The organism is Chromobacterium vaccinii (assembly GCF_001855275.1).
Classification (GTDB): Bacteria; Pseudomonadota; Gammaproteobacteria; order Burkholderiales; family Chromobacteriaceae; genus Chromobacterium; species Chromobacterium vaccinii.
Genome location: NZ_CP017707.1, coordinates 2,876,744 through 2,889,897 on the forward strand (window position 1 = coordinate 2,876,744; position 13,154 = coordinate 2,889,897).

Consider the following 13,154-nt stretch of genomic DNA (forward strand, 5'->3'; position numbering starts at 1 on the left):
CTAGATTCACAGCCTGAGTTCGGTTTCGCGGATCACGCCGTCGGCCAGCTTCCATTGCGCGCACAAGTGCGCGCCGCCGTCGGCCTCGATGCTGAACAGCACCTTCAGCAGCTGGATGCGCGGCTCGCCGTACAGCGGATGGCTGATCGCCGCCACCGCCTCCCGCACCACATGCGGGCGGGCGCGGTCCACCGGGTAATCCAGATAGCGAAACAGGTCGCTGCCGAACTCCGGCCGCAACGGATCGCTGCCCTTGGGCGTGCCCAGGATGATCCGCAAGGCCTGGTGGATGTCGTCCAGGTTCTCGACGATGTCGGCGACGCCGGCGCCGGGTCTGGCATCGCGCGGCTGCAGCGCCGGCTGCCAGTGCAGGGATGAGATGTCGGTTAGCTGTGTCATGGCCTTATGGTGCCAAAGCGCCGCCGGCGGGGCTTTTAAACCGGATTAGGAACGGAGTGGAAACCCGCCCGTTTTCAGCGGGGGTGGCGGCGGCGCTTGGAGGAGAGTGGGTTGAGTCCGCCATCCGGATGCGGACGGGCTGGGGAAATGGCGCGCCCCGTTAAAAGAGGCGCGCCGGGCAAGGCGAAGGAACAGATGAGCGGGATGGTCCGATCAGACCGCGGCCGGGCCGCTGGCCAGCACTTCGGCGGCCCGGCCCTTGCCGATCAGGCCGGCGGCCTCCAGCGCCTGGACGCCGTTCTGGGTGACCGCGTCATCCAGACTGATGTCGCGCGCCAGGGTGAAGCGCTCCCACCAGGGCCGCAGCGCCGGATTGTCGCCGAAGGCCTTGAGCATCGCCTGGATCTCCGCGTCGGTGAAGCGCGCCATGAACTGCTTGTGCGTCATCCGGCGCGGAGCGGCGACAGCGACGTCGACCGCCCAGACGAAAGCCTGCACACTCGCCGCGTCGGTCAGCGCATCCACCGCCTGCTCGGCGGCGTTGGACGAGCGGCGGATCGCCTCGCGCTCGGCCAGCGCCGCGTCCACCTCGGCCAGGGTGCCCCAGCCGGCGGCCTCGCGCTCGCGGGCGCGCTGCAGCTTCCAATCATCGGCCTCGATCAGGTGGGCGGCCTCCAGCTTGATGCGGGCCTTGCGGGCCGACTTGGCCTGTTTGAGGAACGCTGACGGGTCGCGGACTAGACCCTTGCCGTCATAGGCCCACTCGGCGATGTCTGCTGACTGGAAGTCCTCCGGCAGATCCAGCAGTAGTTGATTTTTTTCCGCCGTCGCGCCGGCGTTGGCGATGCCAACGATGGCGTTGACGTTGAGATCGATGATCGCTTTTTGCATGTCGGCCATTCCTTAGTTCATGTTCACCACGTAAGCCTGGAACGGGAAATTGCTGGTCCAGGTGTAATGGCACAGGTTGTTGTAGGCCCTCACCCGAGGGGCCCAAGCGTTGGTGGTAGTGAATACATCGTCGCCAGCGCCGGAACCGCCAGCCAAGGTACGCATGTAGTTCGTGTCGTTGCCGCTGGCATTTTTCACGCGCAGCGTCATGCTCTTGCCGCTGACAAAGACGGCGGTGAGGTTGGATGGGTTGTTGTTCATCATGCTGACCTGCGGATGAGTCTGCAGCGCATCGAGCACCGCCGAAGGCGCGTTCTGAATCGCGGCCAGAGCCGTGGCGCTGGCCCAGATGGCGGCGCGGGCGACCGCGGAACTAAGCAAGGCGGACATCGTTGCCGCAGATGCGGCAACGACCGTCATCGCAGGTTGGGACGCCACCACCGCAGCCATCGCCGTCGGCGATGCCAACACCGCAGCCATCGCTGTCGGCGATGCGATCACCGAAGCCATCGCTGTCGATGCTATCGCCGTCATTGCAACCGACGACAACGACGCCGCCGCCATCGCCGCCGATGATGCAACCATCACAGCCATTGCAACCGATGATGTCGCCACTGCCGTCATCGCAGCCAGCGATGCGACTACGGCCGCCAACGCAGCAGGGGTCACCACCACCGCCGTCATGACAGCCTGCGATGCCGCCATTGCATTCATCGCCGTTGACGATCCCGCCACAGCAGCCATCGCCACCGGCGACGCCACCACCGCGGCTATCGCCGCTGGCGAGGCCAACGCCGCCGACATCGCGATTGACGATGCCGCCACGGCCGTCATGGCCACCGATGACGCCACTACCGCGGCCATTGCCGCTGACGATGCGACCACCGCAGCCATCGCGCTTGACGATGCCGCCAAGGCTGCCATCGCAGTCGGCGACGACACGACGATCGCCCACGCAGACAGGTTAGCCAGCAAAACAGACATCGCCGTCGATGATGTCGCGACTGCTGCCATCGCAACCGGCGACGACACGACGCTCGTCCACGCCGACGCGTTCGCCAGCAAGGCTGCCATCCCGGTCGTCGACGCCGCCATCGCGGCCATCGCCGTCGACGACACCGCCACGACCGCCATCGCCGCCGGAGAGGCGATCACGGCGACCATGGCCACCGCGCTGGCGGCCACCGCCTTCATCGCGGTGGCGTTGCCAAGCAGCAGGTTGGTGATAGGCGCATTGCCGACGATGGCCGTCATCGCCGGCGCGCTGCCGGCGACCGCGCTCATCGCCGTCGGACTGTCGGCGACGCCGGCCATGATGGCGGCGCTGGAGACGATGGACGGCATCACGCCGGCGGAGGCCAGCTGCTGCTCGAAGCGCGCGCGGTTCCCCGCCTGCTGCAGATAGTTTTCCAGCGCGGCGCCGTTCATGTCGCGCAAGTAGTCGATGTCCTGCAGATCCAGGCTGCTGACCAGGCTGTGCGCCCTGAGCAGCGCCGACTGCATCACCAGATCGGTGGCGCCGGCGTTGCCGAGATCGGCGCCCAGCAGCTGGCTTTTGATCCGCGCCAGGTATTGCGCGCGGTACTCCTGCAAATCTTTTGACATGGTTCCTCCGGGTTTACAGGCCCGCGCCGGCCAGCGCAGTCAGAGTTAACAGCTGGGCGTCGACCGCGTTTTTGCGATCGACGAACTGGGCGGCGGCGGCGTCGATGTCGCTGCGGGCGCGCTTGAAGGCGGCCACCAGTTCCTGCACGGTGTCCAGGTTGAGGTCGTCGCTGGACAACAGCGCGTCCAGGCTGGCCATCTTCTGGTCCAGCGCCGTGAAGGCGTCGCGTATGCGCAGCACGTCCTCGGCCAGGCTGTTGCCGGGATTCGGCAGCGGCAGGTTCAGATGGGGGGTCTGATTGTCCATCTCCCCTCCCTTACAGCACGATCACGCGCAGATTGCGCACGCGCGGCCGGGCGGCGCTGTTGCCGGACAGGGTCAGCTTGACCCGGAGCATCGCCTCGCTGATGGAAGCCAGCTCGTGCGTCATTTCCATCCAGCCATCGCCCAGCGGCTTGCTGCCCTGGTAGGCCACAGCCTGGAAAACATCGCCGTCGTCGATGCCGGAGGCGGCAGCCGTCACGCTGGCGCCGGCCGGGATCAGCGCGTCGAACACCACCCGCACCCGGGCGTTGACGCCGGCCGGAATGGCGCGGCTGACGTAGTCGGCGCTCTGCGCGATCTGGCCGCTGACCAGCTGGGTGCCGGGGAACAGCACCGGGGACGCGCTCTCGGTGCCGAGCAGGCGGGCCGAGACGCCAACCTGCCCGCTCAGCGGGGCCGGCAGGCGCACCGGCTGGCCGTCGGCCACCTGCACCGCGCTGCCGTCGGGCAGGCCCAGGCTGTATTCGACGCGGGCGGCGGCGGACGGGCTATCGGACAGCGACAGCAGCATCAGGTCGGTGGCGTTCTTCACGTCGATCTTGCCCAGGTCTACCGTTCTGGCGGTCACCGCGTAGCTGGCGGCCAGCAGACGGAAGGCCATGTCGCGGTCCTGGTGCGCGGTCCAGCTGCTAGCGTTGCTGGACGACAGCAGCACGCCCACCTGGTAAGGCTGGCTGGTCACCCAGCGGCTAGCGCTGTTGTCCCACTTGCCCAGCTCGGCGATGGCCAGCGCGGCGTCGGCGTCGTCGCACAGCACCACCAGCGCGTATTCGACGCTGCCCTGCAGGTTCACCGGCGCGGCGAACTGGATGCGGGTGGGGCCGGACAGGACGATGTCGGCCGACTGCAGATGCGCTTCGGCCAGCACCGAGCGGGACGGCACGCCGGTGGTGGTTTCGCGGATCTGCACCGCCACCGGGCTGGCGCCCTTGGCGGTGAACCACAGCTCGATGCCGCCCAGCTGGGTGTCGGCGTTCAGCGTGAAGGTCTGCGCCAGCGGGTCCACCTGCCAGCGGGTTTCGGTGATGCGGGTGATCTGCCGGCGCAGCTCGGTCTGCAGCTCGCCCTGGCCGACGAAGACCGCCTCGCCGCGGCTGCCGCCGGCGCCGACGAACTCGACGCGCTTGACGCCGGCCGGCACGCCGGGCGGGATGGTGAACTTGCCGGCGAGCAGGCCGGCGCTATTGGCATTGAGAGGCATGGTTTCTCCTTACTGGGCGGCGGGCGCGACGCTGATGCCGTCGAACTTGAGGCTGGACAGGGCTTCGTTGGGGCCGAAGCCGGACACGTTGAAACGCACCTCGATGGAGCGCAGGGTTTCGATCGGCTTGCGGCTGGTGGACAGCAGCGCGTCGGTGGTGGTCTGGCTGACGCTGGAGCGGTTGCCGCTGCCCACCGTCAGGCGCTCGGTCAGCGGGCTGGCCCAGCTGGTCTGCAGCTCGGTCCAACGGTCCAGCGCAGGGGTCAGCGTCACCGCGGCCGGCAGCGGGTCGAAGGCGAGATAGGGGTTGATCTTCATGCTGCCGGTGCGCATCGGCTGCTCCAGCGCCGGAACCAGGCTGAAGGCCAGGCTGGTCCGGTCGGACACATCGTTGGGCACCGAAGCGGCGCTGGCGGCGATGGGCAGGGTCAGCTCGCCGCCGACGATGGCTGCGGCCTGGACGATGCCGGCGTCGCGCATGCCGTCGGACAGGAAAGGATCGACGAACAGGCCCTTCTTGGCACCGGCTTCGCGCAGCTGGGCGTCCGAAGTCAGCCGCTGCTGGGCGATCAGCTCGGCCATGCGGTCCAGCCGGCCTTGCAGCCCGGCCAGGTCGGACATCGGCACCACCCGCACGCCGTCATTGCTGACCGCGCGGTCCCGGGTCCAGGTCTGGACAATGGAGGCCAGCGGCAGCAAGGACGCCGGCACCGCCGGCGGCTGCGGATTCCAGTCGGCGGCCACGCCCTTGATCCACACCAGCTCGCCGTCTGCGCCGATGGCCAGGCGGTCGATGCGCGGCAGTTTCTGGCTGTAGCTGACCAGCACCAGGGTGCCGGCCACCGCGCCCTCCACGGTGAAGCCGGCGGCGTCGGACTGTGTGGGCTGCGCCGCGGCGATGAACTGGTAGCGAACCGTGTAGGTGCTGCCCGGCGCCGGCTCGTTGCCCGGCAGGCTCCAGTCCAGCTTGCCGGCGCTGAGCTTGTAATCGGTGCCGGCCGCATAAACGGTGCCGCCCTGCTTCACTTCCAGCACCGAGATCACGGAAGTGTCCGGCAGCGGGTCCTGAGCGCCGGTATAGCCGCCATGGGTCAGCGTGGCGGTGACTTCCTTGGTGATCCGCACTTGGCTGATCAGGGCGATGGGCGCGCGGTCGACATTGATGCGCTGGGCGCCGGCGTTGGCGCTGGTATGCGGCTCGCTGTCGATGGGCCGCAAATCGGCCGCGGCCGGATAAACCAGGCGCCGCGAGGTGCTGAGCTCCACGCCGTAGCCGTTGACGCGGGCGCGGCCCTCGCTGACGGTGTAGACCTGCTCGCCGCCGGGCAGATCGGCTGCGGCGGCCACGGCCAGGCCGGACACCACATAGGAGCCGCCCGAGCTGTCGCGGTCATAGCGCGCCAGCGCCTGGGTGACGCCGTCCAGCTGCGGCGGCGGCTCCTTGGCGCGCAGCACGCCGTTCTCCACCTGGTAGACCGGGAAGAACTCGCCGGCCTGGCCGTCGCCGGCGAAACCCCATACCGCCTCCACCTTCAGCCGCGCGGCGCCGGCTTCCTGATAGTTGCGCGCGCCCACCGCCGGATCGCGCAGGCTGGGGTCTTCCAGCTCGGTCACCACCGACTCCTGCAGATACAGGCCGATGGCGACCACGCCGACCACGGGAATCGTCAACTGCTTGGGCGCCACGCCGCGCACCGCGCCCTTCAGATAGACGGCGCCGGCCTCGCAAACGGCCTGGCCGCTGTCGGCATGGACCACGACGCGGGCGTCGCGCACCACGTTGCCGTCGCGGAACATCGCGTCGGCAACGCCCTGGATGCGGGCGGACAGGCTGGACTGGACTTCATTGAACTCGGCCGCTTGCACCGCATAGCTCGCCCGGAACAGGTGGGCGTCGAAATGCTTGGCCGGATCGAAACGGTTGTAGTAACCGTCTGGCATGTTGGACATGGCTGCAATCCTTACAGGGAGATGACGTGTTCGAAGGTTTCGCGGGTGGCCGGCGAACGATGGATGGGGGTGATGCGCTCCAGCGCGACCAAAATGCCGGGAGCGGCGATCTGGTCCGGCGTGAAGTAGCGCTGGCCGGCCGGCAGATCAGGCTGGGTCTTGCTGCCGGCGAAAACGGCGACTTCGCGGATCACCGCGGCCGGCGCGTCGCCGAACTCGAAGGCGATGCGCAGCAGCAAATGGCGCGTCGGATCGTTGGAAACGCGGTAGCGGCCGGTGGGGACGACGATTTCGCCGGCCGGGTCTTCGGTGACGAAGCGCACCTCGGTGATCAGGCGGCGGCCCACTTCCGACACCAGCGCCGTGGCGTCTATCGGTTCGGGAACGGGCTTGTCGTCCCAGGCCGCCTGGCCGATGCCCCAGGCGAAATGCAGGGTCTGGGACGCCAGCGCGGCAGCCAGCGCGGCGCGACCGCTATGGGTCAGGGTTGCCATAAGGTTGTTTTCCTCAGGTGGTTAAGGTTTGGTGGGTGAGAGAGAGATCGCCGCGCCAGCGCCGGTCATCCCAGCGGCCGCGCCAGCCATAGTGGTCGGCGCGCGGGCCGAGTCCGGCGGTGTCGCCGGTAGTCAGCCGGTACTCCAGCCGCCAACCGGTGGACTCGGCCAGCGGCCGGTCCGACCAGCGCAGGCCGCCGTCCATCCGGATCGCGCCGCGCCAGTCGATCTGGCCGGTGTGCAACGAACGTCGGGTAGTGCGCCCGCCCATCGCGTCGCCATCGTCGGGCCGGACTGCCGCCAGGCCGTGCGCCGCCACCTCGACCGCCTCGATGACCAGACGCGTTCGGCCGGGGTTGAAATCGGACAATTTGCATGCGGAGTCGGACCAGATGAAGCGCCCGGACGAGGTTTCGGCCCAGCCGCCGAAGCGGGTGTTCGGCTCGCCCAGCCGCGTGTCGCCGGACAGCACCAGCGCGGCGCGGGCGGTGCGCCGGTGCGGCGTCATCGGCAGCCAGCGTCCCCATGTCCGCTCGTCCCAGCCTCCGGTCCAGCTTGGCGAGGGCGGATTGCCGGCCAGGATCACCGGATCGCGCAACCCTTCCTTGTTGCCCAGGCCGATCAGGCGGCTGCGCATCACCGGATGGTTGAGCACCGGCGCGTCGCCGAAGTGGGCGGTGCCATAGCGCAGCATGTCCGGGTAGAGCGTGCGCGACGCATGCGCGCGCCGGCGCCCCAACCCGGTGGCTGCCGCCGGGCAAGCCGCGAACAACAGCCGCCGTCGGCCAAAGCTCAGCTGCACGCCGTCGCGCCACACGCCGGAATCATCCGACAGGAAGGCATCCGACCAGCGGTCGCCGCTCGACGCGTTCAACACGCGGCGGTCGTAGCCGCCGTACAGCCGCGCCAGGTGCGAGCGGGCCGGCGCGGCGAAACGGGCCAGCTCCAGCACCGTCAGCAAGGCGTCGCCATCCACCGGCGCGTCCAGCTCCAGCTGGAATTCCGCCCAGCGGGTGGCCGGCGCGGCGGCGTCCTCCACCTTGGCCGCGTAACCCGCCCACGACAGCGCGACCTCCACCGACCAAGGCGAGCCCTTGGCCCGGTGCCACGCCGCCGACTCCTTGATCGCGCGCCGCTTGGCCGCGTCATCGGCCAGGTAGGCCCACAACGGGCCGACCACGTTGAATTGCTCGGCCAGCAGGGGCAGCAGCTCGGCCGGGGCCTGGTCGATCAGGTAGATCAGCGCCGGCGCCAGGTCGAAGCCGGCGCTGCGCGCCGACAGCGCGTCGAAAGCCCGGCCGCGCGCGTCGCCCGCCAGCGGCGGAACCAACAGCTCAGCCATCGCTCACCATCCTTCCCAGCGTCACCTCCACCGCCGCGCAGCGCGGCCATTGGGACGAGGACAGCACCCGCTTGTCGGCCGGCTCCAGCACCCGCACGTCGTACAAGCCGTCGATGTCGTGCAGCGCGGTCTTGATCTGCGACGGCACGATGTCGCCGCCCAGCCGGCGGGCCAGGTTGGCCGCGTATCCCTGGCAGCGCTCCTTCGCCATCCGGCACACCAGATCCGGGATGCGGGTGGTCAGTACGTCCACTTCCAGCCGGATCGCGTAATCCACCACCTCGGCCGGAACCACCTCTATCCTGTCGTTGATCATGCGGGCCTTGTCGTCCGCCAGCGCCGTCCGGACGCGGCGCAGGGTTTCCGCCGACGGCGCGCCGTCTTTCCCCAGCACCACCACCTGCACCGTGCCGTCCGGACGCGGCGAAATCACCCGCACGTCCGCCGCGTCGGCCGCCGCCGTCATCGCCGCCAGCCGGTAGCGGTTGGCCGAGCCCCAGGAATAGGCTTCCGGCGCCAGCCGGATGCGCTGGCGCAGATGCTCGTCGTCCTCCGCCTCCGCCCCGCCCCGGGGCTTCTCCGCCCCGGCCACCTCCACCTTGACGCCGGGATCATCCAGCAGCTGGTTGAGATCGCCCGCCTGCGGCAGATTGCCCGCCTCGCCCGGCACGGTGGCCTCCACCTCGCAGGCCAGATCCTGCGGCTTGTCCGTCAGATTCACCGCCAGCGGGGCGGTGGTCTGGAACTGAACCGCGGCGTTGCCGGCGATGCGCGCGCCGGCGGGCAGAATCACTTGCTTCGGCCCGCCGTCGACATAGGCCGGAAAGGTCAGCGTCACCCGCGCCGCCGCCGCCTGGGCCGGCTGGCGCGCCACGCCCACCAGCTCGCCCAGGTAATCCAGCATCGGCGCGCGGGCGAAGGCCACCAGGTTTTGCCGCCCGGCGTCGTTGAAGGCGGCGCGCGCCAGGCTTTCGCGGTAGGCGAACAAATCGATCAACAGCTGTTCCACCTGACCCGGATACAGCCGCTTGCCGGCCATGTCCTGATAGGTCGCGGCCATCTGGGCGGCGACGGTTTTGGGATCGTCGTCGATGAATTTGGGCAGGTCGGCGGCGGCGAGTCCGGGCTGGCGGTTGGCCAGCATTTCCGTCAGCAGCTGCTCCATCTGTTTCGGGTACTGCTGCCGGCCGCCCAGTTTCAGATAGGCGTCGGCCATGGCGCTGGCGGCGGCGGCCGGATCGACCATGGGCAAGTCGGGCAGATCGGGAAGGTTCGGGCTCATGGACGGGTCCTTGTCGGTTGGCTTACAGCCTAAGAGCTGCTAACAAAACCTCGCAGAGAACCTGAGCCAAGGCGCGCCGGCGCAGGCAGTACCCGCCCGTACGACAAGGAGGCGCAACGCAGGATCAGGGGTTTTGTTAGCGGGTCTACGTTCGATTTCGTGGATCACGCCGCCGGCCAGCTTCCATTGCGCGCGCAAACGCGCGCCGCCGGCTGCCGGAGCAGCCGCGGTATGCCGGTCGTCGTTATCGTCACGTCATATTTGCAGGTTGCCGCGGACGCGGCTTTTGAAGCGATTTAGGAAATCAGTTGAAGCGGGCGCGGATAGAGGGTGACCGCCTCCCGGCACGGCAGGCCCATGCCCCAGCGCAGCGGGATCCCGCCGTCCAGCCGCGTCCTCTGCCAAGGCAGAACCGTGACGGTCTCGACGCCGCCATGGGCCGCGCCCAGGCTCAGCGGCCCTTGTTGGCGCAGCTCGCGCCGCGCCTGCGGATACACGCTGGCCACCTCGCCGCCGGCGGAAACGGCGGCGACCACGGGCAGCCGCTCGCGCAGCTCCACCCGCAAGTCCAGGCTCTCCAGCCGGGAGCGGGCGTTGCGGTACTGGTCCAGCATCTGCCGCAACGCTTGATAAGTGGCTTCGCCCAGGCCGCGGCCGGACAAGTCGAGATCGACCTTGAAATGGAAAGGCCGGCCCTGGTACTCGAACCACTCGCTGATGCGGCCGTCCAGGCCCAGCGTGGCCAGCACCCGCTGCAGCGCCCAGCGCGTGCCCTTGTAGCGGTGCAGTTCTATCGCCTGCTTGATCAGATCGCGCCGCCGCGCTTCATCGGCGGCCAGCTGCCAGCCCTCATCGCCGGCCACGTGCAGCTGCTCGGCCAGCAAGGGCAGAAAATCGGCCTCCACCTGGTCCACCAGGTAAACCAGGAAAGGCGCCAGATCGATGCGCTGCAAGCGCCGGCTCAGATCGGCCAGCGGCGACAGCCGCTTGTCGCCGGCCAGCGCATTGGGTGTGATGTCGGTCATCGGATAACCTTGGGAAAGGCGCGCCGGCCGGGATGGCCGAGCATGGGAAAAACAGAAAACCGGCGGCGCGCGGCCGCCGGCCGGGGATCAAGCGCCCCGGGAAAACAGCTTTAGAGAGGAACGCCAGAAGCCGCCGGCATTGGCCGCGTCGCCTTCCGGCGCGGCCTGCGCGTCCGGCGATTCGGCAAGTTGCCGCAGCCTGGCCAGCGCGTCGTCGGCCGCCGCGCGCGCGGCATCGGCGTCGACAGCCTTGCGCACCGCCTCCTTGCCCGCCAGGCGCAACGCGCGGATCGCGTACAGCGCCTGGTCGCAGGCGGCGGCCTTGGCCAGGATGCCGTCGGCCGCGTCCTTGCCGCTCAAGCCCTTCGCATCGGCCCAGGCCCGCACCGCCGGCGGCGCGTCGCCCTTGCAGCCGCCGTCTTTATAGGATTGGGCCTCGGCGGCCGCCTGCCGGTATTCCAGCGCGCGCAGCTCGCTGCCGACATAAAGCTGGCTGGCGGCGTCGGCGGCGGCGTCAATATTCCGCAGCAGGCGCGGCAACAGCTGCGCCGGACTTTCCGCCGGTTCCGGCATGTTGCCCTCATCCAGCCAAGCCTGATAATCGGCCCAAAAGCGGTGGCCCTGCGGAATGTGCGCGCCATCTGCGATGCGGATGATCACATCCGTGCGATCGGTCAATCGATACATGATCTTATTCTCCGTTTACAGTTCGGCGTCGGCGGTCCAGCGGGTTAACAACGTTGCATCATTCACATTAACCGGCGTAAAAGCCGGATTGCCCCAAGTAAAACCATTTCTGAAATCGTCGCCGCTATAGTTGTAAAGTAATTTGACTGAAATCGGCCCCGAGCTATATATATTGGTCGCGTTATAAGTCAATGCCTGCCCTGCCACCTGAGTATCGGGATTAAAGAAGAAAACCGAAGTCGGCCCACGCTTACTCTGCCGATAAGCCACCCATCCCATGTTGTCGTCGCCTCCCACAAAACGAGCCACTGCATAGCTTGTTTCGTAATAACGCTGGCACAGTGCGAGCTCCTCTGCCGGAGCACGTCGCTCGTACAATGTCGCCACCGGCCCCTCCTCCAATTGCACCTGAGCGATATCGAACACGCCGGTTTGCGGGCCAGCGATGGCGCTATGCGCCGGCAACACCGTGCTGTATGACACGCCGAAAAACACCGAAAGATAATCATCGCCATTCGGGCCGATGGTCTTGCCTTGGATCGATGGCGAAGTGAAAGTGAAGCTGTAGCGCTGCCAGCCCGTTCCCAGCTGGATCGGCGTTTCATTCTGCGCACGGGCGATGGGGGAAACGCCATCGCCGCTGCCGAAGCCTTGCTCGACATAGAACAGAATGGTTTTGGCCGCATCGGCCTTGGCCCAGAAACTCAAGGTCATGGTCTTGCCGGAAAAGCGGCGAACCCCCTCCACCCGCTGAGTGATCTGACAGTATTCGCGCGCGGGGGCCGCCGGCACCTTGGTCACCGCGATACGCAGGAAATTGGCGGCTCCGCCCAACGCATCGGTATCCGCCGCACTGGCGGCGACTTTGGAAACAGTCACACCTGACAAACCCGGCGGCACGCCCAGATCCAGGCACCAGCGGTCCGCAGAACCGTAACCGCTGACGGTCTGGCTCACCCCGCGCTGCCAAACGTCGAAACCGCCGTTGATCAGCGCATTCCGCCGGTAAGCCTGGATCGGGAAGGTCTGAGCCGGGTCGAAGGCCACCAGCTGCGAGCCGCCCAGCACCTCGCCGCGCGCGCCCACCGTCACCCGGTTGTAGCTGCCGGCGGTGACGCCGGTGCGGCCGGAGACCCGCTCGAAGGAAAGCGGCGTCTTGCCCAGCTCCACCGGCGCGCCGGCGTCCAGCAATTGCCAGATCGACCCGCCGTTGGCCGCGCCCTGCTCCACCGCGACGAACAGCCCCGGCGTCACTTCCAGGCTGATGTTGGCGTCGGCGGCGCGCGTCCAGCTGCCGGCGCCTACGACATAGATGCCGTTGTCGGGGCCGGCGGCCTGGTTCTTGACCAGCACCCGGTCGCCCAGCTGCAGCGCGACGCCGTCCACCGTCTGCAGGCCGGCCAGCGTAACGGGGCCGGTGGTGGCGGCGCGGACCGACGGCTTGCCGTCCAGCTTGGCCAGCTCCTCGGCGATGCGCGCGTCGACGCTGCCGCGGGTGGCCAGCACCACGCTCGGGTCCACCATCAGCGTCACCGCCGCGGCGTTGGACACTTCCAGGATCATCCGCACGTAAAGCTGCTTGTTGGCGCCGTCGGCCAGCACCGGCTTGTAGCTTTCCGGGAACTTGCCCACCGCGAACAGCGCGCCGTCGGCGTCGAACACGCCCACTTCGCGGATGGTGAAGCCGCCCACCTGGTCCGGAATCACCAGCTCGGCGACGATCCAGTTGGGATTGGCCGGATCGGTGGACAGGTGGTTGAGGCCGGCGCGCCAGGCCTCGCTCTTCAGCGCGGTCTGGCTTTCGGTCGGCGTGTAGTACGCGCCGTTGTCGCCCTCGCCCACCGCCATCTGGCTGAGCTTCAGCGGCGCGCCGCCGCTGGCTGCGGCGGCCAGCTTGGCCTTGCCGACGGCGGTGAGCAGGGTGAAGAAATCGTTGTTCATCATGGTCTCCAG

The 13,154-nt window shown here is 68.2% G+C and carries 12 protein-coding genes; all 12 read right to left on the minus strand.

What is annotated here, in order from left to right:
• Positions 1-6 precede the first annotated feature (6 nt).
• The 12 genes from BKX93_RS13285 to BKX93_RS13345 all read right to left on the minus strand — a co-directional run bounded on the left by BKX93_RS13285 (position 7) and on the right by BKX93_RS13345 (position 13,145).
• Entirely contained in the window at positions 7-399 is a 393-nt protein-coding gene (locus BKX93_RS13285; protein ID WP_021476611.1) for a GPW/gp25 family protein, read from the minus strand.
• Positions 400-612: 213 nt separating this feature from the next.
• Positions 613-1,290, minus strand: coding sequence for a hypothetical protein (locus BKX93_RS13290; protein ID WP_046157979.1), 678 nt, complete (start codon positions 1,288-1,290; stop codon positions 613-615).
• A 12-nt stretch (positions 1,291-1,302) separates the two neighbouring features.
• A complete protein-coding gene (locus tag BKX93_RS24725) occupies positions 1,303-2,895 on the minus strand; it encodes a hypothetical protein (RefSeq protein ID WP_145929318.1) in 1,593 nt (530 codons plus the stop codon).
• A 13-nt stretch (positions 2,896-2,908) separates the two neighbouring features.
• On the minus strand, positions 2,909-3,202 hold the full coding sequence (locus tag BKX93_RS13305; RefSeq protein ID WP_021476606.1) for a hypothetical protein: 294 nt from the start codon (positions 3,200-3,202) through the stop codon (positions 2,909-2,911).
• Positions 3,203-3,212: 10 nt separating this feature from the next.
• Entirely contained in the window at positions 3,213-4,421 is a 1,209-nt protein-coding gene (locus BKX93_RS13310; RefSeq protein ID WP_046168393.1) for a hypothetical protein, read from the minus strand.
• Between the two features lie 9 nt (positions 4,422-4,430).
• Entirely contained in the window at positions 4,431-6,371 is a 1,941-nt protein-coding gene (locus BKX93_RS13315) for a DUF4815 domain-containing protein (RefSeq protein WP_052717647.1), read from the minus strand.
• An 11-nt stretch (positions 6,372-6,382) separates the two neighbouring features.
• Positions 6,383-6,865, minus strand: coding sequence for a hypothetical protein (locus BKX93_RS13320; RefSeq protein ID WP_046157942.1), 483 nt, complete (start codon positions 6,863-6,865; stop codon positions 6,383-6,385).
• Positions 6,866-6,878: 13 nt separating this feature from the next.
• Positions 6,879-8,207 (minus strand): phage tail protein, encoded by a 1,329-nt coding sequence (locus tag BKX93_RS13325; RefSeq protein ID WP_070980180.1) that lies wholly within the window; start codon positions 8,205-8,207, stop codon positions 6,879-6,881.
• A complete protein-coding gene (locus BKX93_RS13330; protein ID WP_083340547.1) occupies positions 8,200-9,489 on the minus strand; it encodes a baseplate J/gp47 family protein in 1,290 nt (429 codons plus the stop codon). The genes BKX93_RS13325 and BKX93_RS13330 overlap by 8 nt, the downstream gene beginning before the upstream one ends.
• Before the next feature lie 296 nt (positions 9,490-9,785).
• Positions 9,786-10,514 carry a phage tail protein I gene (locus BKX93_RS13335; RefSeq protein WP_046168843.1) on the minus strand — a complete coding sequence of 243 codons (729 nt, stop codon included), beginning with the start codon at positions 10,512-10,514 and terminating at the stop codon, positions 9,786-9,788.
• Positions 10,515-10,601: 87 nt separating this feature from the next.
• Positions 10,602-11,201 carry a hypothetical protein gene (locus BKX93_RS13340; protein WP_070980182.1) on the minus strand — a complete coding sequence of 200 codons (600 nt, stop codon included), beginning with the start codon at positions 11,199-11,201 and terminating at the stop codon, positions 10,602-10,604.
• Between the two features lie 15 nt (positions 11,202-11,216).
• Positions 11,217-13,145 (minus strand): phage tail-collar fiber domain-containing protein, encoded by a 1,929-nt coding sequence (locus BKX93_RS13345; RefSeq protein ID WP_222103259.1) that lies wholly within the window; start codon positions 13,143-13,145, stop codon positions 11,217-11,219.
• Between the last annotated feature and the right edge of the window lie 9 nt (positions 13,146-13,154).

Excerpts from the sequence above, each read along its gene's own strand:
- BKX93_RS13285 (WP_021476611.1), bottom strand. The coding sequence starts at position 399 with ATGACACAGCTAACCGACATCTCATCCCTGCACTGGCAGCCGGCGCTG.
- BKX93_RS13290 (WP_046157979.1), bottom strand. The coding sequence starts at position 1,290 with ATGCAAAAAGCGATCATCGATCTCAACGTCAACGCCATCGTTGGCATC.
- BKX93_RS24725 (WP_145929318.1), bottom strand. The coding sequence starts at position 2,895 with ATGTCAAAAGATTTGCAGGAGTACCGCGCGCAATACCTGGCGCGGATC.
- BKX93_RS13305 (WP_021476606.1), bottom strand. The coding sequence starts at position 3,202 with ATGGACAATCAGACCCCCCATCTGAACCTGCCGCTGCCGAATCCCGGC.
- BKX93_RS13310 (WP_046168393.1), bottom strand. The coding sequence starts at position 4,421 with ATGCCTCTCAATGCCAATAGCGCCGGCCTGCTCGCCGGCAAGTTCACC.
- BKX93_RS13315 (WP_052717647.1), bottom strand. The coding sequence starts at position 6,371 with ATGTCCAACATGCCAGACGGTTACTACAACCGTTTCGATCCGGCCAAG.
- BKX93_RS13320 (WP_046157942.1), bottom strand. The coding sequence starts at position 6,865 with ATGGCAACCCTGACCCATAGCGGTCGCGCCGCGCTGGCTGCCGCGCTG.
- BKX93_RS13325 (WP_070980180.1), bottom strand. The coding sequence starts at position 8,207 with ATGGCTGAGCTGTTGGTTCCGCCGCTGGCGGGCGACGCGCGCGGCCGG.
- BKX93_RS13330 (WP_083340547.1), bottom strand. The coding sequence starts at position 9,489 with ATGAGCCCGAACCTTCCCGATCTGCCCGACTTGCCCATGGTCGATCCG.
- BKX93_RS13335 (WP_046168843.1), bottom strand. The coding sequence starts at position 10,514 with ATGACCGACATCACACCCAATGCGCTGGCCGGCGACAAGCGGCTGTCG.
- BKX93_RS13340 (WP_070980182.1), bottom strand. The coding sequence starts at position 11,201 with ATGTATCGATTGACCGATCGCACGGATGTGATCATCCGCATCGCAGAT.
- BKX93_RS13345 (WP_222103259.1), bottom strand. The coding sequence starts at position 13,145 with ATGATGAACAACGATTTCTTCACCCTGCTCACCGCCGTCGGCAAGGCC.